Raw genomic sequence first — 24,486 nt, 5'->3', positions numbered from 1 at the left:
CGAGAAGTCCACCCGTTGCGTCAGCTACGGCGTCTGCCGACGACCTCGCCGGTAGCTGACGACGAAGACCAGCGCCGCCACCACGGCGACACCGGCGCCGCCGAAGACCGCCAGCTTCCGCTCATCGCTCCACGGCCACTCCGGCGCCGGGAAGTCGCGCGTCGGGTGGTCCAGCGTCATCAGGTCGACGGCGACAGTGACGCCCCGGATCCGGCCATCGTGCTCCTCACCCTGCGCGACATGCGCCACCGCGTCGTACGCCGGCTGCTCGCCGTCGCCGAGCGACATCACCACCAGTTCGCTGTCGCCCTCGGTCCAGCCTGCTTCGCTGATCGGGTGCACGGGCGTCACGAGCTCGACGACGTGGTCCGGATCGATCCAGCCCATGGGTTCGATGTCAGCCGGGAAGCGGTCATCCGGCAAGTCACGGGTGGTCGGGGCGACGGGAACCATCGCGGCGTTGTCTTTGTAAGCCAGCGTTCCATCGTCGTCCGGCGTCCGCCGCGGCTCCTCGTAGAAGAACGTGGCGACGCTCGACGACTCATTGGTTGCGAAGGCAAACGACGCACCCGGTCCGAACCGACCAGCGGCCACCGGACGGTTACCGAGAACGTCGATATGGCCCGTAGATGTGCCCGCCAGGTCGAGGCGGTTGAAGCGGTAGCTGCCATCAGCCACCCACGCCACGGTCCCCTCGTCGTCGATCGCGAGCTGCTCACCACCGCCTCGACTGACCGCGATGCTCGTGCTCACGGTGGCTCCGGGCGCGATACGGCCGGCGACGTTGCGACCCCAGCTCGTGTTGTTGACCTCCCAACGCTTCAACTCCGCGCCCTGCCAGACCAGCCAGCGACTGTCCGGCGACCACTGCAACGACGCGACCTCCACGCCTCGTGCGCCTTCCAGGCGAATCGTGCGGATGCGCCCGGTCTCGAGGTCGACGATCCGCACGCCAGCCGTGACCTGCGCCGAGCCGCGCGTCGACGCGTCGTACCAACCCCACGCGAGCGAGCGGCCATCCGGCGAGAGCGCCAGCGGCATCCCGGGGGTCATGTTCGCGGCCAGGCTTGTGCCGATCCATCCCGGCAGCTGGAGCAGATGGTAGGCACCGTCTGCTGCAGTGATGACGGCCGGCAGCGGCTGGTACCCGCCACTGGCGAAGGCGACCGACGCACGGCCGATGGCGAGATCCGACTCCCCGATCGACGGTTTCCAGGTGGCGTCCGCGTCAATGCCTCCGAACCCCAGCCGCTCCGGCACCGGGTGGATCACCGACGGCACAGCCTCGACGCCAGTCGCTACTGGCGGTACGTCGCTGCCGCTCCCGCGCAACGTCAGACCTGCTCCGGCGAGCACCACCAGCACCGACAGCGCGGCACCACCGGCGGCGAGCCGGTCCCGGCGGCGGGCTCGGCGACCTCGCGCCCACACGTCCGACGACACGGCAACCGGGGCCGCACCGTCGCCGATCCGGGCGAGCTCCTCACGCAAGGCATCGGTCATGGCGTCGCTCCGATCAGCTCGGACAGTTCAGGGGCCAGGACGCGCAGCCGCGCGAGGGCCTGGCGGGTCATCGACTTCACGGTGCCGGCGGAGATCCCCAGCGCGGCGGCGGCCTGCACCTCGGTCAGGTCCTCGAAGTAGCGCAGCACCAGCACCGTCCGCTGCTTGGCGGTCAGCCGGCCCAGCGCCTCCTCCAGGGTCAGCCGCAGGTCCGGCGAGGACGCCGGCGCGGCTGCGTCGTACGTCCCGAGGGTGGTCTCGCGGAGCTTGCGGCGCCGCCACCACGAGACGTTCTGGTTGTAGAGGACGCGGCGCACGTACGCCTCGGGCGCCGTGTGGATCCGCTCCCAGTGGCGCGCAGCCTGGAGCAGCGCGGTCTGCAGCAGGTCCTCGGCGAGGTGGTGGTCCCCCGTCAGCAGGTACGCCGTGCGCGACAGCGCCGCCGTCCGCGCGGCGACGAAGTCGTTGAAGGCTGCTTCTCCGGACTGCATCGGACCCCCTTTCACACCTCTAGACGCAGCAGACCACGCCCGCGGGGGTCACCGCCGGCGAAAGAAAATGCCGACGGCCCCCACCCGGAGCGGATGGGGGCCGTCGTACGAACGAATCAGCGGGCGCGACGGCCCAGACGCTCGAGGTCCATGATGACGACCGAGCGCGGCTCGAGACGCAGCCAGCCGCGCGACGCGAAGTCGGCGAGCGCCTTGTTGACCGTCTCGCGGGAAGCGCCGACCAGCTGGGCGAGCTCCTCCTGCGTGAGGTCGTGGTGGACGTGGACGCCGTCGTCGGCGGTGCGGCCGAAGCGGTCGGCGAGGTCGAGCAGCGCCTTGGCGACACGGCCCGGGACGTCGGAGAAGACCAGGTCGGCGACGACGTCGTTGGCCTTGCGCAGGCGGGTCGCGAGCTGCGCGAGCAGCGAGTAGGCGACCAGCGGGCGGCCCTCGAGCCACTTGAGCAGGTCCTCGTGCGACAGCGAGGCGAACGACGCGTCGGTGACGGTCGTGACCGTGGCCGAGCGCGGGCCCGGGTCGAAGAGCGACAGCTCACCGAACATCTGGCCGGGGCCGAGGATGGCGAGGAGGTTCTCACGACCGTCCGAGGAGGTGCGGCCGAGCTTCACCTTGCCGTCGAGGACGATGTAGAGCTTGTCGCCCGAGTCGCCCTCGTGGAAGAGGATCTCGCCACGGCGAAGGCGGGACTCCGCCATCGACGCACGCAGAGCGGAAGCGGCCTCGTCGTCGAGAGCGCTGAACAGCGGAGCCTGACGCAGCACGTCGTTGTCCACATTTCCTCCATCGGGTCAGCCCACGAAGGGCTCAGGCGAGTCTCGCCCGGCACAATACCGTGCGGTCGGTCACATGTGGATCAAACCACACCAGTCAGCACCGGTTCCCGGAGGGCCACGCGCGCGAGGGCAGCACCCGTAGGCTGTCGGCGTGCCCCCTGCTTCTCCTGCCCGACCGGACTCGCGTCCCGACACGGCGCTCGTGCGCAGGGCCCGCAAGATCGATCGCACCCTCGGTGACACCTATCCCGACGCGAAGTGCGAGCTCAACTTCGACGATCCGTTCCAGCTGCTCGTGGTCACGGTGCTCTCGGCTCAGACCACGGACAAGCGCGTCAACAAGGTCCGGCCGGTGCTCTTCGGCGCCTACCCGACGCCGGCCGCGATGGCCGCGGCCGAGCGCGAGAAGCTCGAGGAGATCATCGGTCCGCTCGGATTCTTCCGCGCCAAGACCGAGTCGCTGCTCAAGCTGAGCGCCGCGCTCGTCGAGAGGTACGACGGCCAGGTCCCCGGCCGCCTCGACGACCTCGTGACCCTGCCCGGTGTGGGCCGCAAGACCGCCAACGTGGTGCTCGGCAACGCGTTCGACGTCCCGGGCATCACCGTCGACACGCATTTCGGGCGCCTGGTCCGCCGCTTCGGCTGGACCGACGAGACCGATCCGGTGAAGGTCGAGTTCGCGATCGGCGACCTCTTCCCCAAGCGTGACTGGACGATGCTCTCCCACCACGTCATCTGGCACGGCCGCCGGATCTGCCACGCCCGGAAGCCCGCCTGCGGTGCGTGCCCCGTGGCGCGCTGGTGCCCGGCGTACGGCGAAGGGCCGACGGATCCCGCCGAGGCGGCGAAGCTGGTCCGCACGGAGGGACGCGCATGACACGTCGTGAGTCGAAGTTCAGGGTTGCCGCAGCGTTCGCCGGACTCACGACGCTCGGCATGACCGCGTGCGGCCCGTCGTCCCTCACGGCGCCGACGCTCCACGTCGACGTCGACACCCCCGCCCTCCGCGCGGCGAAGGCCCAGGCACACATCCCGACCTGCACCGAGCCGACTGCCTCCGGGGAGGTCCAGCGCCACGGCCTGCCCGCCATCACGCTCCCGTGCCTCGGCGGCGGTCCGTCCGTCGACCTCGCGAAGCTCCGCGGCCCGATGGTCATCACGTTCTGGGCGAGCTGGTGCGGGCCGTGCCGACGCGAGCTGCCGATCTTCGAGCGCTTCGCCCAGGAGTACGCCGGCCGCGTCGCCGTCGTCGGCATCGACTACAACGACGTCAACCCGGCTGCCGCCCTCGACCTGGCCCGCAAGAGCGGCGTCCACTTCCCGCTGCTCGCCGACACCGAGACCGCCGTGCGCCAGAAGGGCGGCCTCCCGGTGAGCCTGCTGCCGACGCTGGCGTTCCTCGACGCCGACGGCGTGCTCAGCGTGTGGCACGACGAGGACGGCAACGAGACCGGACGCGTGCGCGCCCTGGAGATCGAGTCCATCGACGAGCTGCGGCAGCTCGCCGCCGAGCACCTCGGCGCCGCTGCCCTCAAGCCGATGTCCCCAAGCCCGACGACGCAGAGCCCGACGACCGACCCCGCCGGCACCTCGGAGGACAGCCCGTGAACAGCCTCCCCGCCTGGCTCGAGGACATCGTCGACTCGCTCGACACCGTCAAGGCGAGCGACCTGACGCGGTTCAGCCCGCCCGACGGTGGCCCGTCGCCGCGCGAGGCCGCCGTCCTCATGCTCTTCGGCGAGGGGCCGCAGGGTCCCGACCTGCTCTTCACCGAGCGCTCCCACACCATGCGGTCGCACCCCGGGCAGATCTCCTTCCCGGGCGGCAGCCTCGACCCGGAGGACGACGGCCCGGTTGCCGCGGCCCTACGGGAGGCCGAGGAGGAGTGCGGACTCGACCCGTCGGGCGTCGACGTCTTCGGCGCCCTGCCCGAGATCTGGCTGCCGCCGAGCAACTTCGCCGTCACGACCGTCCTCGGCTGGTGGCGCGAGGAGTCGCCGGTGCGGATCGTCTCCCCCGACGAGGTGCACGCCGTGCTGCGGGTGCCGATCGACGTACTCCTCGATCCGGCGATCCGCGTGACGATGGTGCACCCGCTGGGCTTCCGCGGCCCGGGCTTCCTGCTGCCTGACGGCGGCGTTCTCTGGGGCTTCACGGCAGGCCTGGTGTCGCGCCTGTTCGACCACGTCGGCTGGACACGCCCATGGGATGAAGGACGCGAACAGCCGGTCGAGGAGTGGATGATCGTCGGACGCGGTAACGAAGACAGGCCGATTCCGGCCTATCCGGTGCCGAATTCCGAGTTCCCCGAAGGCCCCCGATGAACTTCCTCGACTGGCTCCTGCTGATCCTGCTGGCGGCGTACGCGCTGTCCGGCTACTGGCAGGGGTTCATCACCGGCGCGTTCGCGACGGTGGGCCTGCTCGCGGGCGGCTTCCTCGGCATCTGGGTAGCGCCGCACCTGCTCGGTGACGTGTCGCCCGGCCTGTGGGTCTCGCTCGGCGCGCTCTTCATCGTCATCCTCTGCGCCACGATCGGCCAGGCCCTCCTGCAGTACGCCGGGGCCCGCGTGCGCGCGAAGATCCACTGGCAGCCGGTGCGAGCGCTCGACGCCGTCGGCGGTGCCGCCCTCTCGATGGCGGCTGTCCTGCTGGTCGCCTGGGCGCTCGGTGTCGCGATCTCCGGCTCCAGCCTCGGCCCGGTGACCCCCGTCGTACGCGACTCGAAGGTGCTGGCTGCTGTCGACCGCGCGCTCCCGGACCAGGCTTTCCAGGGACTGCAGGCGTTCAACGACGTCGTGGGCACGACCTTCTTCCCGCGCTACCTCGAGCCGTTCGCGCCCGAGCGGATCGTGGCGGTCGACCCGCCGTCCCCGCAGGTCGTCCGCGACCCCGACGTGCAGCGTGCCGGCGCCTCCGTCCTCAAGGTCCACGGCAACAACTCCTGTGGCCGCGGCGTCGAGGGGTCGGCGTTCGTGATCCGCGAGGACCGGCTGATGACCAACGCCCACGTCGTCGCGGGCGTGAGCGACCCGAAGGTGCTCGTCGGTGACCGCACCGTCGACGCGCAGGTCGTCTACTACAACCCGCAGGTCGACGTCGCCGTGCTCGCGGTGCCCGACCTCGGCATCCAGCCGCTGCACTTCGAGGCCGGCGTGAAGCCCAACGACAAGGTCGCGATCCTGGGCTACCCGCTCGACGGCCCGTACAACGTGCAGTCCGCGCGCGTCCGTGCCGAGCAGCGCCTGCGCTCCCCCGACATCTACGGGCACGGATCGGTGCTGCGCGAGGTCTACTCGCTGCGTGGCCTGATCCGTCCCGGCAACTCCGGCGGCCCGCTCGTCGACACCGCCGGCAACGTCGTCGGCGTCATCTTCGCCGCGTCGGTCTCCGACCGCGACACCGGCTACGCCCTGACGCCGGGCGCAGTCGCCGAGGCGCGTGACCGCGGCATCGCGGCCACCACCCCCGTCAGCACCGGCGGCTGCGCGAGCTGATCGGGCGGCCGGCTGGCGGGTGCTTGCCAAACTGTCAGGCTGACACTTTCGCGCCCGCTGACACTTCGGAAATGTCACGAGCGCCCAAACTGTCAGACTGACAGTTTGGGCGCTCGCGGCGTACGACGGGGTCAGGCCTTCTTGAAGGCCTTCTTGTTCTGCTTGGCCTGCGCGATCGCGCGCTTCGGGCCACTGACCTTCTTGACGCTGCGGATGCCGAGGAAGGCGAGGATGCCGGCGACCAGCAGGTAGAAGCCGGTGACGATGAGGAACGACCACTTCAGCGAGAGGCCGTTGCCGTCCCAGTTGATGAGGTACGCCGCGGTCACCGAGAAGATGATCAGCGCCATCAGCCCCATGAAGGCAGCCACAGCGAAGAAGACGACGCCGAAGCCGCCGGCCTTGACGCTGACGGCGAGCTCGGCCTTCGCGAGCTGGATCTCGGCAGAGATCAGCTTCGAGATGTCGCGCTGGGCGTCGACGACGAGCTTGCCGATCGTCGGCTCGTCCTGGAGGTTCTCAGCCACGGGATCAAGGTCTCCTGTGCGGTCGGGCGGGTCGGTTCGCGACTCTACACACCCGTTGCCCGGTGGGCGCGGCTCCTCCGCCCGAGCAGTACGGCGGCGAGCAGCGCCGCGACCGTCGACGCCACGAGCACGGCCGTCTTGGCAGCCTCACGCTCGGGCCCCTCGAACGACAGGTCGGAGACCAGCAGGGACACCGTGAACCCCACCCCGGCGAGCACCGCGATGCCGAGCACGTCCCGCCAGCGGACGTCGTCGTCGATCTCCGCACGGGTAAGGCGGCAGAGCAGCCACGACCCGCCGAAGACACCGAGCGGCTTGCCGACGACCAGGCCGAGGACGACGCCGATCACGACCGGGTCGCGGGCCAGGTCGGCACCGCCGGAGATCACCACGCCGGCCGACAGCAGGGCGAAGAACGGCACCGCGACGCCCGCCGACAGCGGGTGCAGCCGGTGCTCGAGCCGCTCGGCGGGACTGTGCTCCTCGCCCTCGTCGCGGCGTACGCGGGTGAGGAGGCCGAGCGCGACACCGGCAATGGTGGCGTGGATGCCACTCTCGTGGACCGCCCACCAGGTGCCGAGGGCGATCGCGACCTGGAGCGGCCAGAGGTCGACCCGGAGCCGCTGGAGCAGCCACCAGGCAGTGAGGCCTGCGGCCGCCAGCGCGAGCGGTGCGAGGTGCAACGACGAGCTGTAGAAGAGCGCGATGATCGCGATGACGATCAGGTCGTCGACCACCGCGAGCGTCAGCAGGAACGCTCGCAGCTGCGGCGGCAGGCCCGAGCCGACGACGGCGAGCACGGCCAGCGCGAAGGCGATGTCGGTGGCGCTCGGGATCGCCCATCCACCCGGGTGGCCCTCGGGACTCGCGAGGTTGACGGCCGTGTAGATCAGCGCGGGCAGCGCGACACCGCAGGCGGCCGCGACGACCGGGACGATCGCGTCCGACATGCGTGCCAGCGATCCGACGACGAACTCGCGCTTCAGCTCGAGCCCGGCCACGAAGAAGAACAGGGTCAGGGCGCCGTCGGCAGCCCACTGCTCGACGTCGAGCGGGCCGACCTGCAGGTGCCGGAGGTCGGCGTACGACGAGGACCAGGCGGTGTTCGCCCAGATCACCGCCACGACGGCCGCGAGCAGCGCGAGCGCGCCGCCGACGGTCTCCTGACGCAGGAAGTCGCTGACCGAACGGCCCTCGCGGGAGCTCAGATCGGGCAGGTAACGAAGGCGGGACACGCGGGGCAGTCGGGGCATCGGCGGCTCCTCGGGGTCGGTGGGATGACGCCGCCCGACGCCGGGCGGGCCGACCAGACTTCCCGGCACTCCGTGGCCGACCCTACCCGCCGCGGGTTCAGCGGGCGAGGTAGGCCAGCTGGGCGCGAACGCTCAGCTCCGCAGCACCCCACAGCACGGGGTCGACGTCGCGGTAGACGTGCTCGACGACGCGCTGCGGCGTGAGCATCGCGCCGGAGCCCGGGTCGAGATCGAGGTGCCGCAGCGCAGCAGTCAGCGTCGACTCACCGGAGAGCGTCAGCAGCGCCTGCTCGACCTGGCCGAGCCGGTCGCGGCGGTGCGCGATGTAGAAGTCGAGCGCCCCCAGGGCGTCGTCGATGACCGGACCATGGCCCGGCCAGATGGTCGTCAGCTCGCGCGAAGCAGCCAGGGCGTGCAGGCGGTCGAGTGAGTCCAGGTAGGCGCCGAGCTGGCCGTCGGGGTGGGCGACGACGGTGGTGCCACGGCCCAGCACGGTGTCGCCGGTCAGCACCGCGCCGTCCTCCGGCAGCCAGAAGCTCAACGAGTCCGCGGTGTGTCCCGGCGTGCCGACCACCCTGATCTCGAGGTCACCGACCGAGACGACATCGCCGTCTGCCAGACCCTCGGACCCCAGCCGGTACGCCGGATCGAGCGCGCGTACGCCGCACCCGACGCGCTCCGCGAAGGCCCGAGCCGCCTCGGAGTGGTCGGCGTGGTGGTGGGTGAGCAGGACGGCCCGCACATCACCTGCGACCGCGGCGACGGCGCCGAGGTGACCCGCATCCAACGGCCCCGGGTCGATCACCACCGACTGCTCGGATCCCGGCGAGCGCAGCACCCACGTGTTGGTGCCGTCGAGGGTCATCATGTTGGCGTTGGGCGCCAGCACGCACTCACCGAGCGTGCCGAAGGAGCCGCCGCCCCAGCCGGCGTTCATGTGTCCGCCTGGAGCCGGGCGACCACCCGCTCGGCGAGCTCGTTGAGGTGCTCCGGCACGACGAGACCACCGGCGTCGGCGTCGAAGTACGGCTCGACCACCTGCCAGGGCACCTCGCGGGCCAGCTTCACCGCGGACTCGGGCGTCGTCGCGTCGTACAGCTCGGCGAGGGTGGCGTACGTCGGCGGGAGCATCGTCATCCGCCCCGCGACCACCTCGCCGAGAGCGGCACGCATCGAGTGCCAGCCGACGTGGTCGGACTCGGTGGAGACGTCCCGCGCGACCTGACCCTCGGGGAGCCGGGCGACGAAGAACCAGGTCCGGTAGCGCCGCGGACGCATCGGCGGCGTGACCCAGCACGACATGCCGGCGAGCAGGTCGGTGCGCAGCACGAGGCCGCGCCGCGTGAGCAGCTCGGCCAGGGAGAGGGCGTGCGACTCGAGCGCTGCGCGGTCGGCTTCCCAGTCCGCACTGGTCGTGTCGGTGACGACGGCATCCGGGGTGCCGGCCAGCAGGACCCCGGTCTCCTCGAAGGTCTCGCGCACCGCGGCGCAGACCAGCTCGCGGGCCTGCTCGGGCGGACAGTCGAGGCGCTCGGCCCAGTCCGCCGCTGACGGGCCTGCCCACAGCTCGGGAGCGAGCTCCGCATCGCGAGGGTCGACGCCACCGCCGGGGAAGACGTACATCCCGGCGGCGAACTCCATGCCCTGGTGCCGGTGCAGCAGCCACGTCTCGACGCCGCCGGCCGTGCCGTCGCCGTCGCGCACGACGACCACCGTCGCGGCTGGCCGCGGCTCGACGGCGGTGCCGTCGCCGTCAGCAAGGGCGCGGGCGAGCGCCTCCTGGTCGGAGGCGAGCGGCCGGACGCGCTCCATCGGCCTGGTCAGTCCGCGATCTCGACGAGGATCTCGACCTCGACCGGTGCATCCAGCGGCAGCACGGGTACGCCGACGGCCGACCGTGCGTGGATGCCCGCGTCGCCGAAGGCGGCGGCGAGCAGCTCGGAGGCACCGTTGGCGACGACCGGCTGGCCGGTGAAGTCCGGGGTCGAGGCGACGAAGACGACGACCTTGACCACCCGCACGACCTTCTCGAGGCCGACGACCGACTTGACCGCGGCGATCGCGTTGAGAGCGCACTGGCGGGCGCACTCGGCCGCGACCTCGGGCGGGACGGTGTCGCCGACCTTGCCCGTGGCGATCAGCGCACCGTCGCGCATCGGGAGCTGGCCAGCCGTGAAGACCTGGTTGCCGGAGCGCACCGCCGGGACGTACGCCGCAACGGGCGGCACGACGTCCGGGACGGTCAGCCCGAGCTCCGCCAGACGCTCCTCGACGGAGGACATCAGGCCTCGATCGGGCGCTTGAAGTAGCCGACGAGGTTGCCGGAGCCGTTGTCCGTGATGGTCACGAGCTCCCAGCCGTCCTGGCCGAAGTTGTTGAGGATCTGGCCCGCGACGTGGTTGAGGACGGGCGCCACCTGGTATTCCCACTTGGTCATGACGCCGACACTATCGGGGCTGACCGACACGGCGTCAGGCGCGGGGCGGACGCACCGGGTGACGACTGGTGATCGAGAGGCGGTTCATCGCGTTCATCGAGATCGCGACCCACGAGATTGCCGCGAACTCGGCGTCGCTCAGCACCTCACGCACCCGGTACTCGATCGCAATCCGCTCCTCGGGGGCCGGCAGCGTCGTGATCGCCTCCGCCATCTCCAGCGCCGCACGCTCGGTCTCGTCGAAGAGCTCGGTCTCCCGCCAGGCCGTCAGTACGCCGAGGCGCTGCACCGACTCACCCGCGGCCATCAGCTTCTTCGTGTGCAGGTGGAGGCAGTACGCACACCCGTTGATCTGGGACACCCGCACGCTGACCAGCTCGGTCAGCAGCTTCGGCAACCCTGCCTCACGTGCCGCGACGGCGATGGTGTCCGCGGTGGCCCGGAGGGCGGCGTACACGTCGGGGTTGGCCTTGTCGAGGTAGTGCGCGTCCACGGAGACATCATGACGCCCACCACGTTGCTCCGAACCATGGACACGGCGTCCGCCCGGACCGCTAACCTCGAGCGCGTGAGCAAGACCGACTGGCCCAGGGTGCGACTGCACGTCGTGACCGGCAAGGGCGGCACGGGCAAGTCGACCGTCGCCGCTGCCCTTGCGCTGGCATTGGCCAGCACCGGCAAGCGGGTCCTGCTCTGCGAGGTCGAGGGCCGCCAGGGCATCGCCCAGCTCTTCGACGTGCCGCCGCTCCCCTACGAGGAGCGCCGGATCGCCGCAGGCCTCCCCAGCCCGGACGGCGGCCAGCCGGGCGAGGTGCACGCGCTGCACATCGATGCGGAGTCGGCGTTCCTGGAATACCTCTCGATGTACTACAAGCTCGGTCGCGCCGGGAAGGCGCTCGACCGCTTCGGCGTCATCGAGTTCGCGACGACGATCGCCCCCGGCGTACGCGACGTGCTGCTGACCGGCAAGGTCTTCGAGGCCGCCAAGACCCAGCGCCGCAAGGGCACCTCGTCGAAGGATCGCCTGGGTTACGACGCGATCGTGCTCGATGCTCCCCCGACGGGCCGGATCACGCAGTTCCTCAACGTCAACGGTGAGCTTGCCGGCCTGGCCAAGGTCGGCCCGGTGAAGGCCCAGGCAGACACCGTCATGACGCTCTTCCGCTCGCCCCAGACGGCCGTGCACCTGGTCACCGTCCTGGAGGAGATGCCGGTTCAGGAGACCGCGGACGGCATCGCCGAGCTGCACGCCGCCGACCTGCCGGTGGGTGGCGTCATCGTCAACCTGGTCCGGCCGCGCGACCTCGACGCCGAGGACCTCACGGCGATCACCGACGACACCGTCGACCATGCCGCCATCGCCACGGAGCTCGCCTCCGCAGGCGTCACGCCCGGCGCAGGCCTCGTCAGCGGTCTGCTTGCCGAGGCCCGCGACCACGCCGAACGCCGCGCGCTCGAGGACAGTCAGCGGGCCCTCGTCAACGAGATGGGCACGAAGGTCTACGAGCTGGGCAGGATCGCAGGCGGGCTCGACCTCGGCGCGCTCTACGAACTCGCCGGAAGCCTCCGTGAGCAGGGACTCGCATGATCACCCCACCCGATTCTCTGCTCCGCCGCTGCGCTCCCCCGCAGACAATCGATCGGGGACCCCGATGACACGTGACACCGCCCGCATGGGCCCCCTCGCCACCGCCCCCGGTACGCCGGCGACCGCCGCCGCGCTGGACATCGATGCGCTGATCACCGACCCGACCACCCACATCCTCGTGTGCTGCGGGTCCGGCGGCGTCGGCAAGACGACGACGTCCGCCGCGCTCGCGCTGCGCGCAGCGGAGCTCGGGCGCAAGGTCGTCGTGCTGACCATCGACCCCGCCCGCCGGCTCGCGCAGTCGATGGGCATCGAGCAGCTGGACAACACCCCGCGTCCGGTTCCCGGCGTGGACGGCAGCGGCTCGCTCGACGCGATGATGCTCGACATGAAGAGCACCTTCGACGAGGTGGTGCTCGCCCAGGCCGGGCCCGAGAAGGCGAAGGCGATCCTGGAGAACCCCTTCTACATCGCGCTGTCGAGCTCCTTCGCGGGCACGCAGGAGTACATGGCGATGGAGAAGCTCGGCCAGCTGCACCGCGACTCGCAGGAGCAGGGCACCTGGGACCTGATCGTCGTCGACACGCCGCCGTCCCGGAACGCGCTGGACTTCCTCGACGCCCCGGAGCGCCTCTCGAGCTTCCTCGACGGTCGCTTCATCCGGCTCCTCCTCGCTCCGGCGAAGGGTCCTGCGCGGGTGATGGGCGCCGGCTTCTCCCTCGTCGTCAATGCGTTGACCAAGATCATCGGCGCGCAGGTCCTCACCGACCTGAAGATGTTCGTCACCGCCTTCGACACGCTCTTCGGCGGCTTCCGCCAGCGCGCACAGCAGACCTACGCCCTGCTGCAGCACCGCGGGACGGCGTTCCTCGTCGTGGCGGCGCCGGAGCCGGACGCGCTGCGCGAGGCGGCGTACTTCGTCGAGCGGCTGACCGGCGACCGGATGCCGCTCGCCGGCCTCGTCGTCAACCGGGCCAGCCCGATGCCGACCGGCGACCTCTCTGCGGACGCCGCGATGGCCGCCGCCGAAAAGCTCCGCGCGGGTCAGCCGGGCGACGTCTCCGAGCTCACCGCCGGGCTGCTCCGCCTCCACGCGGACCGGGTCCGGATCGTCGAGCGCGAGCGAGTGCTGCGTTCACGCTTCGCGTCGGCACACCCGGGCGTGGCGACCGCCGTCGTCCCGGCGCTCGCGAGCGACGTGCACGACCTGGACGGCCTCCGTCGCGTGGGTCAACTGCTCGCTGACCAGTGAGGGCTTGCGTCAGACGGTGACGCGGATGTCGGCGGCCTTGGCGGCGCGGAGCACCTCGCCCCAGGAAGCACCGGGGTTGTTGCGGAGCAGCGCACGGCGCTCACGCTCGGTCATGCCACCCCAGACGCCCCACTCGATGCGGTTCTCGAGGGCCTCGGCCAGGCACTCCGAACGGACGAGGCAGCTGGCGCAGACCTGCTTGGCCTTGTTCTGCTCGGCGCCCTTCACGAAGAGCGTGTCCGGCTGGGTGTCACGACACCCTGCCTGCATCGACCAGTCCTCAACCCACATGACCTGACCCCGTTCCGAGAAGCCGGGGTCCCCCTGATGAGCCCCTGCGCCTTTCCCCACAAGCAACGTAGATCTGGACAGTTGGCCTAACCAGACACGAGACGGCTAGACCGGAGTAGTCAGTTCGGACTAGTCCACCGGGCGCTCGCAGCGGCCTCCCGTACGCTGACGCCATGCCCGGCACCACTGAGCACCCCCTGGATGATGACCGCATTCCGCCCAACCAGGTGCTCGCGCACCTCGGGGTCATGGCGCTCGTCTCGGTCGTCCTCGGCATCGTCGTCGCCGGTCTCGCGATCCCCTTTGCCGGCGTGCTCGGCTTCGCCGCGCGCGACATCTCCGACTCGATGAGCAGCCTGCCCGAGTCCCTGGAGACCAAGCCGCTTGCCCAGGCGTCGCGGATCGTCGCCAAGGACGGCACCCCCATCGCCACCCTGTACGACGAGAACCGTGTCAACGTGCCGCTGACCCAGGTCGCGCCGGTGATGCGTGAGGCGATCATCTCGATCGAGGACTACCGCTTCTATCAGCACGGAGCGATCGACCTGAAGGGCACGCTGCGCGCCCTCGTCACCAACTCAGCCGCCGGCGGCACCGTCCAGGGCGGCTCATCGATCACGCAGCAGATGGTGAAGCTGACCCTGCTCTCCCAGGCGAAGACGAAGGCCGAGCAGAAGGCGGCCGTCGAGCAGAGCGTCGCCCGCAAGATCAAGGAGCTGCGCTACGCGATCGCCTTCGAGGAGGAGCACAGCAAGGACTGGATCCTCGAGCGCTACCTGAACCTCGCCTACTTCGGCGACGGCGTCTACGGCATCCAGGCAGCGGCCCGCCACTACTTCTCCACCGACGCCAAGCGCCTGACGCTCGGCCAGGCGGCGATGCTCGCCGGTCTCGTGAAGAACCCGGTCGGCTACGACCCGACGAAGAACCCGAACAAGGCGTTCGACCGTCGCAACATCGTGCTCGAGCGGATGGCCCAGCTGCACGCCATCCCGCTCGGCACGGCGAAGGCGGAGGCGAAGAAGTCGCTCGGGCTCGACATCACGGCCAACCGCAACGGCTGCATGTTCAGCCGGGCACCGTTCTTCTGCGACTACGTCGTCAACTACCTGCTGAAGGACCCGGCCCTCGGCGCGACGACGGAGGAGCGCAAGGCTCTCCTGCAGTCGGGCGGCCTCACCATCAAGACCACCCTCGACCCGCGTTTCCAGGACGCCGCCGACGAGGCGGTCCAGCGCTACGTCTACCCGACGGACAACGCCGTCGGCGCGACGGCTCTGGTCGTGCCTGGCAGCGGCGACGTGCGGGCGATGGCGCAGTCGCGCCCGATGGGTCTCGACTCCGGACGCGGCGAGTCGATGATCAACTACTCGGTGCCCAAGGACCTGGGTGGATCGCTCGGCTTCCAGCCCGGATCGACGTTCAAGGCATTCGTTCTCGCGGCGGCCATCCGTCAGGGCATCCCGCTGACGACGGCGTTCAACGCACCGCAGAACCTGACGACCAACCTGGCTGACTTCGCGAACTGCCCCAACCGCGGCAACTTCACCGGCACGCACACGTGGGGCAACGCAACGGGAGAGCACCCAGGCCGGTACAACGTCTACTCGGGCACGGCAGCATCGGTGAACACCTTCTACATCCAGCTCGAGATGAAGACGGGCGTCTGCGAGCCCTGGAAGCTCGCCAATGAGCTCGGCCTGAGTGTTCCCGTGCGCGACCGCCAGCCGAGCTTCGTCCTCGGTGCGCCGCTGGCGTCACCGCTCCAGGTCGCGGAGGCGTACGCAACGTTCGCCGCGCGTGGCGTGCACTGCAAGTCCCGTCCCGTCACGTCACTCCGCGACTCCAACAACAACATCGTGAAGACGTACCCCAAGGAGTGCTCGCAGGTCCTGCCGAGTGCTGTCGCCGACGCCGTCAACAACGTGCTGGAAGGCGTCCTCAAGCCCGGCGGCACGGCCAACGGCCTCTACGTGGGCCAGCCGACCGCTGGCAAGACCGGCACGACGAACGAATCCATGGCCACCTGGTTCACCGGCTACACCCCGAACCTGGCGATGTCGTCGATGATCGCGGGCGTCAACGACGCGGGCCACCCGCAAAGCCTCAACGGCCACAGCATCGGCGGTCGTTACATCGGCAACGGCTCGGGTGCGAGCACCACCGGACCGATCTGGACCGCGGCGATGAGTGTCATCGAGCAGTGGCTGCCCGATCTCACCTTCCAGGTCCCGTCCAGCACGGATATCAAGGGACTGCTCATCCCGATCCCGTCGGTCTACGGCATGAGCCCCGACCAGGCGCAGAAGACCCTCGAGGATGCGGGCTTCAACGTCTCCATCGCCGGAGGCCAGGTCGACTCGAGCTATCCGCAGGGCACCGTGGCGTACACGAGCCCGGGTAGCGGCAACACGACCGGCAGCGGCGACCTGATCACGATCTACATCAGCGATGGCACGCCGTACGTGAAGCCGAAGCCGACGCACACCCGCCCGCCCAAGAAGGCCGGCGGCACGCCGACCACCAAGCCCACCGGCGGCGGCAAGCCCAAGCCCGGCCAGTGACGCACGAAGGGGCGCGGACCATGCGGTCCGCGCCCCTTCGTCGTCTCGTTGGTCGCGTCAGCCGAGCTGCTTCTTCACCTCAGCGGCGACGGCACCGCCGTCGGCGCGGCCCTTGACCTGCGGCTGGACGATGCCCATGACCTTGCCCATCGCGCGCGGCCCCTCGGCGGCAGCACCGGTCTGCTCGATCGCCTTCGCGACGATGTCGGAGATCTGCTCGGCGGTGAGCTGCTCGGGCAGGTAGGTCACGATGACGGCGAGCTCGGCGCGCTCCTTCTCGGCCATCTCGGTGCGGCCACCCTCGTTGAACGCCGCTGCGGCCTCGCGCCGCTTCTTGGCCTCGGTCGTCAGCACCGCGAGGACCTGCTCGTCGGAGAGCTCGACCCGGTCCTTGCCGGCGACCTCGGCAGCGCCGATGGACGTCATGATCATGCGGAGCGTGCCGGACGTCTCCTTGTCACGCGCCTTCATCGCGGTGGTCAGGTCGGCGCGGAGCTGGTCCTTCAGAGCACTCATGCGGGCCATTGTGGCAGCCTTCGACGTATGTCCCCCAGCGGTTTCCGGCTCGCCGGCGGCGTCCTGGCCGCAGGCACGGTCGCCGGCGCCGCCCTGGCGACGTACGCAGCGTGCGAAGCGCGGGCCTACACCGTGCGGCGCGTGACAGTCCCGGTCCTCCCGCCAGATCACGCTCCACTGCGGGTCCTCCACGTCAGCGACATGCACCTGACGCCGGGGCAGACCAGGAAGCGTGACTTCGTCCGCTCGCTGGCCGCGCTCGATCCCGACCTCGTGATCAACACCGGCGACAACCTCTCGCACATGCGGGCGGTGCCGTTCGCCCTCGACGCCTTCGCGCCGCTGATGGAGCGTCCCGGTGTCTTCGTGCTCGGCTCCAACGACTACTTCGACCCCGGCATGCGCAACCCGCTCAAGTACCTCCTGCCCGACGACGGCGTCCGCCACATCGACCGCGCGCAGCTGCCGTGGGGCGAGCTCGTGGAGGGCTTCACCGACGCGGGCTGGCTCGACCTCTCCAACCGCGGCGGACGCCTGCGGGTCAACGGCGAGGAGATCGCGTTCGCCGGGCTCGACGACCCGCACATCACCCGCGACGAGCTCGACTCCGTAGGCGCTGCACCCCTCGACGCCGACCTGCGACTCGGCGTCGTCCACGCGCCGTACCTCCGGGCGCTGGATCGCTTCGCGGACCAGGGCTATGACGCGATCATCGCCGGCCACACGCACGGCGGGCAGGTCTGCCTGCCCTGGCATGGCGCGCTCACGACCAACTGCGACCTCGAACCCGCTCGTGCCAAGGGCCTGCACCGCCACCCCGCCGACTCCCTGCCCGGTGACCCGGGCTCCTCCTGGCTGCACGTCTCCGCCGGGCTGGGCACCAATCCGTACGTCCGGTTCCGCGTCGCCTGCCGCCCCGAGACGACCCTCCTGACGCTCGTCGCACGCTGACCCGAGACCCGATTTCAGGGCACGGCTCCGGACCCGGTATGCTCCACTGCTCGTGAGCCCAAGTGGTTCGCGATCGGGCTGTGGCGCAGTTTGGTAGCGCGCTTCGTTCGGGACGAAGAGGCCGCAGGTTCAAATCCTGTCAGCCCGACAGGTCGAGGGGCCGGATCCGCAAGGGTCCGGCCCCTCACTGCATTTCCGGGCGGGGCGGTGGCGCGCAGAGACGTGACAGGCACGCTGGAACCGGACAGAGAGCGGGGGCGTCAGATGGCCATGACGTCAGATCAGCCGGCAGGGAAGCGAACCGTCCAGGCGGGGCTCATCAACCGCTCCATCGTTGGCGGAGTGCTGCTGGCGGCAACCATCTCCCTGGCAACCGCGGCATGCGGCTCGGCCCGCTCGCCGGAGGCTGAGCAGGCCGGCACCTACGCGTTCGATCAGATGGCCGGTCGCGTCGACCCCGGTGGCAGCCTGCCCGGCGCGAGGTCGCTTGCCGACGCCCTTCCGAACCGCATGCACCTTCTCGGGCTGTCGCGGAAGTACATCCCGATCAGCGACGCGATTGTGCTCGGGCACGTCATCAAGGTCGATGACGGCGACGGGTTCCGCCAAAAGGGCGGAGGTGACGGACCCACCCGCAAGGTGGGCCTCCGCGAACCCGAGATGATGTGGGGCTACGTCGTCGTCACGATCGACGTGGAGAAGCAGACGGGCACGTCGAACACACCCGTGCAGGTTGCGCTGTGGCTGACGGGCGCAACCGACATCGACAAGTTCAAGGACAGCATCGCCGGGCTCGATGACGTCCTGGTGGTGCTTGATCATCAGACGATCAGCGACGGCCGCAGCCTCGTCGTGCCTGCACTCCAGGCAACGCTCTTCGGAGACGTCGTCGCGGGCAAGGTGCGGTTCCCCGCACTAGGGGACGCCGAAGCCACCTTCGTGGGCTCCCTCGACACGCCGGCCGAGATCTTCGCTCAGGCAGCGAAGCCGGTCTCTCAGGTCTCCTGAGGACGTCGTTCGCCGCTCGTGCCACTCAAGGCAGCGGCGCCAACTACGGCAGATCGGGCAGCCGGCCCGACCCGCAACGGCGTGTCGAGCAAGACTCGCCGCGTGGCGCGCGTCGCCCTCGGGGACCTGCCGTACCTGGCGTCACAGCACGGGGGCGCGCCTTCGATCCAGCAGCACCGGCGTGGCACGCTTCTGCCATGCGCACGCTGATCGTCGTACGACACGGGAAGTCGGACTGGGCCGGCGACGAGCCCGACCTCGAGCGGCCGCTGGCCAAGCGCGGACTCCGTCAGATGCCCGAGTCGGCCGCGTGGATCGCGGAGCGCCACCCGGTCATCGACCTCGCCGTCGTCTCCCCCGCCCTCCGGGCGCAGCAGACCTGGCAGATCCTCGCCGACTCCCTCGACAGCGTTCCCGAGGTCCGCACCGACGACCGCGTGTACGCCGCATGGGGACGCGACCTCGTCGCCGTCGTCCACGCGCTCCCCGAGGCGGCCACGACCGTCGCCCTCGTCGGCCACAACCCTGCGCTCGAGGAGCTCGTCGCGGAGCTGACCGGCGACAGCGTGGAGCTGCCGACGTCGGCCGTCGCGGTGCTCGAGTTCGACGGCGGCTGGACGAGCCGCGCACGCGTCGTCGCCAGCGGCCGCCCGCCGGCGTAAGCGCGATACCGATCAGTAGCGCCCTTTTTCGGGGCTGGCAGGGGCCGTACTGATCGGTAGCGCCTGACTGACCGGCACAGCGAGCCACCCGGCGTACAAACCGGTGGACGGCCGTCGGAGAATGGTTGCCATGTCCACCGTCACCGCCTCCGCTGCGCGGACGGTGAGCGAGCGCCGGCGGTGGGCGATGCTGGCCGTCAGCACCGCAGCGCAGGCCGCGGCGAGCGTCGCGATCAACGGCGCGGCGTTCCTGATCCCGGTGCTGGTGCACGACCGCGGGCTCAGCCTCACGCAGGCGGGCACGGTCGCGGCACTGCCGCTGATCGGCGTTCTCTGCACGCTCCTGCTCTGGGGCGCGGCCGTCGACCGCGTCGGCGAGCGCGCGGTCCTGCTGGCCGGCCTCGGGGGCACGGCACTCGCCGGAGTGGCCGCCACCCTGGTCGACGGCACCGCAGCCCTGGGCGCGACGCTCTTCCTCGCAGGCGCGTTCGCCGCGAGCACGTCGAGCGCGGGCGGACGCGTGGTGGTGGGCTGGTTCCCGCCCGAACGCCGTGGCCTCGCGATGGGCATCCGGCAGATGGCCCAGCCCGCGGGCGTCGGCATCGCCGCCGTATCGATCCCGGTCATATCCGCGCACGAAGGCGTCGCGGCCGCGCTGGCGGTCTCGCCGATCGCCGCGCTGGCCGCAGCGGCAGCTGTCCTCGTCATCGTGCTCGATCCCCCACGCCCCGAGCGCGCGATCGAGCACACCGCCAACCCCTACCGCGGCAGCAGCTACCTGCAGCGGATCCACGTCGCCAGCATCCTGCTGGTGGTGCCGCAGTTCCTGGTGTGGACCTACGCACTCGTCTGGCTCCTCGACGACCGCGGCTGGGCACCGGCCCAGGCCGGCCTGCTCGTGGCAGCCACCCAGCTCGCCGGCGCCCTCGGCCGGATCGCCAGCGGCCAGCTCTCCGATGTCGTGGGCGGGCGGATGCAGCCCATGCGCTGGATCGCGATCGCGGCGGTCGTGTCGATGGCCCTGCTCGGCCTGACCGCATGGCTCGGCTGGGCGGTGAGCATCCTGCTCCTGGCCGCCGCCACCACGATCACCGTCGCCGACAACGGCCTCGCCTTCACGGCGACCGCGGAGCGGGCGGGGCCCTACTGGAGCGGCCGCGCCCTCGGCGTACAGAACACGGCGCAGTACCTCACCGCTGCGCTGTGCGCACCGATCGCTGGAGCGAGCATCACGCACCTCGGGCACCCGGCGACGTTCGCACTGTCGGCCCTCTTCCCGCTGGCGGCGATCCCGCTGGTGCCGGTCCGCGGCGAGAGGCCGCTGGCGTGAAGGGGATCCTGGCCGACGTCCGGCCGCTGCGCGTGCCGGCGTACCGCAGGCTCTTCACGGCCAACCTGATCAGCATGGTGGGCGCGCAGCTCACCGTCGTCGCCGTGCCGGCGCAGATCTACGCACTCACCGGCTCCAGCGCGTACGTCGGCCTGACCGGTCTCTTCGGCCTCGTGCCGCTCGTCGTCTTCGGCCTCTGGGGCGGCGCGCTCGCCGACCACCTCGACCGCCGCACGATCCTGCAGGTCACGACGCTCGGCCTGATGGCGACGAGCGCGCTCTTCTGGGCCCTCTCCGCCACCGGTACGGCGGGGCCGTGGTCGCTGCTCGTCGTCTTCGCGGTCCAGCAGGCGTTCTTCGCGGTGTCGTCACCGACCCTCGGCGCAGTCCTGCCGCGCCTGCTTCCCGACGAGCTCCTGCCCGCCGCGAACGCGCTCGGCATGACCGTCTTCACCGCGGGTGCGGTCGCCGGGCCGCTCCTTGCGGGCGTGCTGCTCCCCCTCACCGGTTACGCCTGGCTCTACGCGATCGACGCCGTGTTCCTCCTCGCTCCGCTCTGGGCGGTGAGCACCTTCCCCCGGATGCCGGTGGCGGGGGTCAGCGGAAGCCCCGGCCTGCGCAGCGTCATCGACGGGTTCGGCTACCTGGCGACACAGCCGGTGCTGCTGATGTCGTTCGTCGTCGATCTGATCGCGATGGTCTTCGGCATGCCGCGGGCGCTCTTCCCCCAGCTCGCCGACCAGGCCTTCGAGGGGCCGCACGACGGCGGCGGCTTCGCGTTCGCGCTCCTGTTCGCCGCGATCCCGGCCGGCGCGGTCGTCGGCGGCATTCTCAGCGGCTGGGTCTCGCGCGTCACGCGCCAGGGTGTCGCGGTGGTGGCCGCGATCATCGTGTGGGGCCTCGCGATGACCGGCTTCGGCGTGGCCTGCCTCTTCGCCTCCTGGTCGCCGCACGTCGTGATCTGGGTGGCGGCGCTCTTCCTGGCCATCGGCGGAGCGGCCGACATCGTGTCCGCGGCGTTCCGGACCTCGATGCTGCAGACCGCCGCGACAGACGAGATGCGCGGGCGCCTGCAGGGAGTCTTCGTGGTCGTCGTCGCCGGCGGCCCGCGCATCGCGGACGTCGTCCACGGCGGTGCGGCCGCGCTCACCGGTGCCGCGGCAGCGGCAGCCGGTGGCGGAATCCTGGTCGTGGCGCTCGTGGTCGTTGCGTCAATCGCGGTCCCAAGCTTTGTGAATCACCGCGTTACCACTGCTGGCCCTGCACGTTGACGAATATGACCGTCGTCACAATTTGCAACGCCAAGGAGTGCCCATGGGCCGCGACCCACGCCTCGTTCGCCTCGGAGTCGCCAGCGCCGTCGCGCTGACGACCGTCGTCGCCGCTGCCCTCGGCGGCATCGGCGGTGGCAGCGACGCCGCCGCTCCCGGTAACCCGATCGGGTCGATGCACGCGACGACGGGCACCCTCCTCGCGCTCCAGGCCGCGGCCGAGCACAACGAGAACGACCTGGCCGTGAAGAACGCGCTCAGCCGCTCCCCCGAGGCAGCGACGGCCACCGACCCGACCACCGATGCGCAGCGCGCCGCGTCCGAGGCGTACGTCGAGTCCGAGCGCGCCATGCCCGACCCGACGCTGACCACGGCAACGCTCGGCCGCCCGCGCCTGGCCGTGCCGGAGGACCGCTACGCGATGGCCGGCGGCTGCTACACGCTCAACGGCAAGAAGTACCTCTTCCAGGCCACCGACCTCGGCAGCTATCTGCTGTGGACGCCGGACAAGAAGTTCCTCGGCGGCAACCTGCTCAACGCCGTCAACCCGGTCGCCAAGCCCTCGACGTGGACGGACTGGACCGTCCAGCGCACGAGCACGGGCGCCTTCACGTTCACGCTGGCCAACGGCAAGGCGCTGCACCGCACGGCGACCAACGGCCTCAACCTCGGCACCGCGTCGGCGTTCGCGCTGGCGACGACGACGGGCTGCACGCCGTACCCGGAGGTCGACACGGATGTCACCGGCGACCCGTTCGCCGGCACCAGCTCCTTCCAGGAGGTCCGCGGCTACGTCGACCCGCACACGCACGGGATGAGCCACGAGTTCCTCGGCGGACGGGTCATCTGCAGCCCGCCGTGGTCGCGTTACGGCGCGCCGTACGCGCTCGTGGACTGCCCCGACCACCAGGTCGCCAACGGCAAGGGCGCCGTGCTCGACGACTTCCTCGCCGGCCGTACGCCGGGCACGGGCCACGACCCGGTCGGCTGGCCGACCTTCAAGGACTGGCCGAACCCGCACTCGCTGACCCACCAGGGCGTCTACTGGAAGTGGCTCGAGCGCTCGTGGCGCGGCGGCCTGCGCGTCTACACGAACCTGCTCGTCGAGAACAACGTCCTGTGCGAGCTCTACCCGCTGAAGAAGAACAGCTGCAACGACATGCAGTCCATCCGCCGCCAGGCGAAGGACATGTGGAAGCTGCAGGACTACATCGACGCGCAGTACGGCGGTCCGGGTCGCGGGTGGTACCGCATCGTCACCGATCCGTTCCAGGCGCGCGAGGTGATCAACAGCGGCAAGCTCGCGGTGATCATGGGCATCGAGACGTCGGTGCCGTTCGGCTGCAACGTGCACCTCGGCAAGTCGACCTGCACGCAGGCGCAGCTCGACGCCGGCCTCGCGGAGGTCAAGGCGATGGGCGTGCGGCAGATGGAGATCACCAACAAGTTCGACAACGCCCTGACCGGCGTCGCAGGCGACGACGGCACGACCGGCACGATCACCAACCTCGGCAACTTCATCAACACCGGCTCGTTCCTGCAGATGAAGACGTGCCCCTCGACCAACGCCCCCGACCAGCACGACAAGCTGCAGGGTCCGCTGACCGCTCCCGACGGCGCCCTGCCGCAGCAGGACGCGATCTTCGGTGCCATCGGCCAGCTCTACGGGCTCGCCGGGACGCAGCCGCTGCCGGCGTACCCGCCCGGGCCGCACTGCAACGCCCGCGGCCTGACCGACCTCGGCAAGCGCCTGCTCAACGAGATGATCGACAACGGGATCCTCTTCGACCCCGACCACATGAGCGTCAACGGCCGCAACGCCGCCCTCGACCTCTACGAGCAGGCCGCCGCCGACGGGCGCCACCCGGGCATCCTGTCCAGCCACTCCTGGTCCACGCCGGACGCCTACCCGCGGATCTACAAGCTCGGTGGCTTCATCACGCCGTACGCCGGCGACTCACCGGGCTTCGTCGACAAGTGGAAGCAGCACCTCGGCTGGGCCGACCCGCGCTACTACTTCGGCTTCGGCTACGGCGCGGACATGAACGGCTTCGGCGCCCAGGGCTCCCCGCGGGGCGCGAACGCGACCAACCCGGTCACCTACCCCTTCACCGGCCTCGGCGGCGTGACGATCGACAAGGGCGTCAGCGGCCAGCGCGTGTGGGACATCAACACCGACGGCGTCGCGCAGTACGGCCTCTACCCCGACTGGATCGAGGATGCCTCGCACGTCGCGGGCGCCCAGGGCGTCGGCTTCAAGGAGGACATGAGCCGCGGCGCAGAGGCGTACCTGGAGATGTGGGAGCGCGCCGTCGGTGTCGCACCGGACTCCTGCCGCAACGCGCCCCTGCGCAAGACCGTCGCCGACTTCCGTACGGCCGTCACGACCGGCATGACCACGCGTCAGGTGCTCGACGCGGTCGGCCAGCCGTACGAGCGGCTCGGCCGGACCTACACGACCTGCGCCACCGGCACCGGCGGCACCGAGGCCCGGATGGCCGTCGACTTCAGCGCCGCCGGCGTCGTCACGGGCGTACGCCGCACGGCCTGAG

25 protein-coding genes and 1 tRNA gene are annotated in these 24,486 nt (G+C 70.6%); 14 read left to right on the top strand and 12 right to left on the bottom strand.

All coding sequences use genetic code 11. The features are described 5' to 3' along the window. Positions 1-24: 24 nt before the first annotated feature. From EPD65_RS06185 to EPD65_RS06175, 3 genes are all read right to left on the bottom strand, one after another. Positions 25-1,491 (bottom strand): lactonase family protein, encoded by a 1,467-nt coding sequence (locus EPD65_RS06185; RefSeq protein ID WP_131582288.1) that lies wholly within the window; start codon positions 1,489-1,491, stop codon positions 25-27. Positions 1,492-1,499: 8 nt separating this feature from the next. After that, positions 1,500-1,994, bottom strand: coding sequence for a SigE family RNA polymerase sigma factor (locus tag EPD65_RS06180; protein WP_131582287.1), 495 nt, complete (start codon positions 1,992-1,994; stop codon positions 1,500-1,502). 116 nt (positions 1,995-2,110) lie between these two features. Then, entirely contained in the window at positions 2,111-2,788 is a 678-nt protein-coding gene (locus EPD65_RS06175) for a Crp/Fnr family transcriptional regulator (RefSeq protein ID WP_131582286.1), read from the bottom strand. Positions 2,789-2,939: 151 nt separating this feature from the next. Between EPD65_RS06175 and nth the strand changes: the two genes are divergently transcribed. Genes nth through EPD65_RS06155 form a run of 4 tightly spaced genes read left to right on the top strand, consistent with a single transcriptional unit; the run spans position 2,940 to position 6,284 of the window. Next, on the top strand, positions 2,940-3,665 hold the full coding sequence (gene nth, locus EPD65_RS06170; protein ID WP_131582285.1) for an endonuclease III: 726 nt from the start codon (positions 2,940-2,942) through the stop codon (positions 3,663-3,665). Continuing rightward, positions 3,662-4,396, top strand: coding sequence for a TlpA family protein disulfide reductase (locus EPD65_RS06165; RefSeq protein ID WP_131582284.1), 735 nt, complete (start codon positions 3,662-3,664; stop codon positions 4,394-4,396). The genes nth and EPD65_RS06165 overlap by 4 nt, the downstream gene beginning before the upstream one ends. Continuing rightward, positions 4,393-5,112 (top strand): NUDIX hydrolase, encoded by a 720-nt coding sequence (locus EPD65_RS06160; RefSeq protein ID WP_165872905.1) that lies wholly within the window; start codon positions 4,393-4,395, stop codon positions 5,110-5,112. Before EPD65_RS06165 ends, EPD65_RS06160 begins: the two co-directional genes overlap by 4 nt. Further along, positions 5,109-6,284, top strand: coding sequence for a MarP family serine protease (locus EPD65_RS06155; protein ID WP_131582283.1), 1,176 nt, complete (start codon positions 5,109-5,111; stop codon positions 6,282-6,284). The genes EPD65_RS06160 and EPD65_RS06155 overlap by 4 nt, the downstream gene beginning before the upstream one ends. Before the next feature lie 131 nt (positions 6,285-6,415). Here the strand turns inward: EPD65_RS06155 and EPD65_RS06150 are convergent, their stop codons facing one another. From EPD65_RS06150 to EPD65_RS06120, 7 genes are all read right to left on the bottom strand, one after another. Next, entirely contained in the window at positions 6,416-6,811 is a 396-nt protein-coding gene (locus tag EPD65_RS06150; protein ID WP_131582282.1) for a phage holin family protein, read from the bottom strand. 44 nt (positions 6,812-6,855) lie between these two features. Further along, complete coding sequence (nhaA, locus tag EPD65_RS06145) at positions 6,856-8,064, bottom strand: Na+/H+ antiporter NhaA (RefSeq protein ID WP_131582281.1); 1,209 nt, start codon at positions 8,062-8,064, stop codon at positions 6,856-6,858. Between the two features lie 97 nt (positions 8,065-8,161). Then, the gene (locus tag EPD65_RS06140; RefSeq protein WP_131582280.1) at positions 8,162-9,001 is read right to left on the bottom strand and encodes an MBL fold metallo-hydrolase; all 840 of its coding nucleotides are present in this window, start codon (positions 8,999-9,001) and stop codon (positions 8,162-8,164) included. After that, the gene (locus EPD65_RS06135) at positions 8,998-9,876 is read right to left on the bottom strand and encodes an NUDIX hydrolase (RefSeq protein WP_131582279.1); all 879 of its coding nucleotides are present in this window, start codon (positions 9,874-9,876) and stop codon (positions 8,998-9,000) included. The genes EPD65_RS06140 and EPD65_RS06135 overlap by 4 nt, the downstream gene beginning before the upstream one ends. Before the next feature lie 8 nt (positions 9,877-9,884). Continuing rightward, positions 9,885-10,346 (bottom strand): RidA family protein, encoded by a 462-nt coding sequence (locus EPD65_RS06130; RefSeq protein ID WP_131582278.1) that lies wholly within the window; start codon positions 10,344-10,346, stop codon positions 9,885-9,887. Further along, positions 10,346-10,501 carry a Sp36 family protein gene (gene sp36, locus EPD65_RS06125; RefSeq protein ID WP_131582277.1) on the bottom strand — a complete coding sequence of 52 codons (156 nt, stop codon included), beginning with the start codon at positions 10,499-10,501 and terminating at the stop codon, positions 10,346-10,348. The genes EPD65_RS06130 and sp36 overlap by 1 nt, the downstream gene beginning before the upstream one ends. A gap of 34 nt (positions 10,502-10,535) precedes the next feature. Continuing rightward, positions 10,536-10,994: a carboxymuconolactone decarboxylase family protein gene (locus EPD65_RS06120; RefSeq protein WP_131582276.1), complete on the bottom strand. Its 459-nt coding sequence runs from the start codon at positions 10,992-10,994 to the stop codon at positions 10,536-10,538. Between the two features lie 9 nt (positions 10,995-11,003). On the opposite strand from EPD65_RS06120, the gene bagA reads away from it, so the two are divergent. Both bagA and bagB read left to right on the top strand, forming a co-directional pair. After that, positions 11,004-12,089, top strand: coding sequence for an ATPase BagA (gene bagA / locus EPD65_RS06115; RefSeq protein WP_481354323.1), 1,086 nt, complete (start codon positions 11,004-11,006; stop codon positions 12,087-12,089). A gap of 85 nt (positions 12,090-12,174) precedes the next feature. Then, positions 12,175-13,341, top strand: coding sequence for an ArsA family ATPase (gene bagB / locus EPD65_RS06110; protein ID WP_243640481.1), 1,167 nt, complete (start codon positions 12,175-12,177; stop codon positions 13,339-13,341). Between the two features lie 9 nt (positions 13,342-13,350). Here bagB and EPD65_RS06105 read toward each other — a convergent pair whose 3' ends face one another. Further along, the gene (locus EPD65_RS06105; RefSeq protein ID WP_131582274.1) at positions 13,351-13,632 is read right to left on the bottom strand and encodes a WhiB family transcriptional regulator; all 282 of its coding nucleotides are present in this window, start codon (positions 13,630-13,632) and stop codon (positions 13,351-13,353) included. Between the two features lie 173 nt (positions 13,633-13,805). Here EPD65_RS06105 and EPD65_RS06100 point away from each other — a divergent pair, with 173 nt between their 5' ends. Further along, complete coding sequence (locus tag EPD65_RS06100) at positions 13,806-16,196, top strand: penicillin-binding protein (RefSeq protein ID WP_131582273.1); 2,391 nt, start codon at positions 13,806-13,808, stop codon at positions 16,194-16,196. Between the two features lie 57 nt (positions 16,197-16,253). Here the strand turns inward: EPD65_RS06100 and EPD65_RS06095 are convergent, their stop codons facing one another. Then, positions 16,254-16,712, bottom strand: coding sequence for a GatB/YqeY domain-containing protein (locus EPD65_RS06095; protein WP_131582272.1), 459 nt, complete (start codon positions 16,710-16,712; stop codon positions 16,254-16,256). A gap of 27 nt (positions 16,713-16,739) precedes the next feature. Here EPD65_RS06095 and EPD65_RS06090 point away from each other — a divergent pair, with 27 nt between their 5' ends. The 7 genes from EPD65_RS06090 to EPD65_RS06060 all read left to right on the top strand — a co-directional run bounded on the left by EPD65_RS06090 (position 16,740) and on the right by EPD65_RS06060 (position 24,485). Further along, positions 16,740-17,663, top strand: a complete 924-nt coding sequence (locus tag EPD65_RS06090; protein ID WP_131582271.1) for a metallophosphoesterase — start codon at positions 16,740-16,742, stop codon at positions 17,661-17,663. 74 nt (positions 17,664-17,737) lie between these two features. Further along, a tRNA-Pro gene (locus EPD65_RS06085) sits at positions 17,738-17,811 on the top strand. Positions 17,812-17,885: 74 nt separating this feature from the next. Next, positions 17,886-18,671, top strand: coding sequence for a hypothetical protein (locus EPD65_RS06080; RefSeq protein ID WP_131582270.1), 786 nt, complete (start codon positions 17,886-17,888; stop codon positions 18,669-18,671). A gap of 197 nt (positions 18,672-18,868) precedes the next feature. After that, a complete protein-coding gene (locus EPD65_RS06075) occupies positions 18,869-19,333 on the top strand; it encodes a SixA phosphatase family protein (protein WP_131582269.1) in 465 nt (154 codons plus the stop codon). Positions 19,334-19,463: 130 nt separating this feature from the next. Further along, positions 19,464-20,663, top strand: a complete 1,200-nt coding sequence (locus EPD65_RS16535; protein ID WP_243640472.1) for an MFS transporter — start codon at positions 19,464-19,466, stop codon at positions 20,661-20,663. Then, positions 20,660-21,934, top strand: coding sequence for an MFS transporter (locus EPD65_RS06065; protein ID WP_243640471.1), 1,275 nt, complete (start codon positions 20,660-20,662; stop codon positions 21,932-21,934). The genes EPD65_RS16535 and EPD65_RS06065 overlap by 4 nt, the downstream gene beginning before the upstream one ends. A 43-nt stretch (positions 21,935-21,977) precedes the next feature. After that, complete coding sequence (locus tag EPD65_RS06060; RefSeq protein WP_131582266.1) at positions 21,978-24,485, top strand: peptidase; 2,508 nt, start codon at positions 21,978-21,980, stop codon at positions 24,483-24,485. Position 24,486: the final 1 nt, after the last annotated feature.

It is taken from the genome of Nocardioides jejuensis, assembly GCF_004337475.1.
Taxonomy (GTDB): domain Bacteria; phylum Actinomycetota; class Actinomycetes; order Propionibacteriales; family Nocardioidaceae; genus Nocardioides; species Nocardioides jejuensis.
The sequence above is the reverse complement of the archived record's forward strand: the minus strand, read 5'-3'. Positions and strand labels throughout refer to the sequence as shown.

Coding starts and splice junctions, on each gene's coding strand:
- EPD65_RS06180 (WP_131582287.1), bottom strand. CDS start 1,994: ATGCAGTCCGGAGAAGCAGCCTTCAACGACTTCGTCGCCGCGCGGACG.
- EPD65_RS06165 (WP_131582284.1), top strand. CDS start 3,662: ATGACACGTCGTGAGTCGAAGTTCAGGGTTGCCGCAGCGTTCGCCGGA.
- EPD65_RS06155 (WP_131582283.1), top strand. CDS start 5,109: ATGAACTTCCTCGACTGGCTCCTGCTGATCCTGCTGGCGGCGTACGCG.
- nhaA (WP_131582281.1), bottom strand. CDS start 8,064: ATGCCCCGACTGCCCCGCGTGTCCCGCCTTCGTTACCTGCCCGATCTG.
- EPD65_RS06140 (WP_131582280.1), bottom strand. CDS start 9,001: ATGAACGCCGGCTGGGGCGGCGGCTCCTTCGGCACGCTCGGTGAGTGC.
- EPD65_RS06135 (WP_131582279.1), bottom strand. CDS start 9,876: ATGGAGCGCGTCCGGCCGCTCGCCTCCGACCAGGAGGCGCTCGCCCGC.
- EPD65_RS06130 (WP_131582278.1), bottom strand. CDS start 10,346: ATGTCCTCCGTCGAGGAGCGTCTGGCGGAGCTCGGGCTGACCGTCCCG.
- sp36 (WP_131582277.1), bottom strand. CDS start 10,501: ATGACCAAGTGGGAATACCAGGTGGCGCCCGTCCTCAACCACGTCGCG.
- bagA (WP_481354323.1), top strand. CDS start 11,004: ATGACGCCCACCACGTTGCTCCGAACCATGGACACGGCGTCCGCCCGG.
- bagB (WP_243640481.1), top strand. CDS start 12,175: ATGGGCCCCCTCGCCACCGCCCCCGGTACGCCGGCGACCGCCGCCGCG.
- EPD65_RS06105 (WP_131582274.1), bottom strand. CDS start 13,632: ATGTGGGTTGAGGACTGGTCGATGCAGGCAGGGTGTCGTGACACCCAG.
- EPD65_RS06100 (WP_131582273.1), top strand. CDS start 13,806: ATGCCCGGCACCACTGAGCACCCCCTGGATGATGACCGCATTCCGCCC.
- EPD65_RS06095 (WP_131582272.1), bottom strand. CDS start 16,712: ATGAGTGCTCTGAAGGACCAGCTCCGCGCCGACCTGACCACCGCGATG.
- EPD65_RS06090 (WP_131582271.1), top strand. CDS start 16,740: ATGTCCCCCAGCGGTTTCCGGCTCGCCGGCGGCGTCCTGGCCGCAGGC.
- EPD65_RS06075 (WP_131582269.1), top strand. CDS start 18,869: ATGCGCACGCTGATCGTCGTACGACACGGGAAGTCGGACTGGGCCGGC.
- EPD65_RS16535 (WP_243640472.1), top strand. CDS start 19,464: ATGTCCACCGTCACCGCCTCCGCTGCGCGGACGGTGAGCGAGCGCCGG.
- EPD65_RS06060 (WP_131582266.1), top strand. CDS start 21,978: ATGGGCCGCGACCCACGCCTCGTTCGCCTCGGAGTCGCCAGCGCCGTC.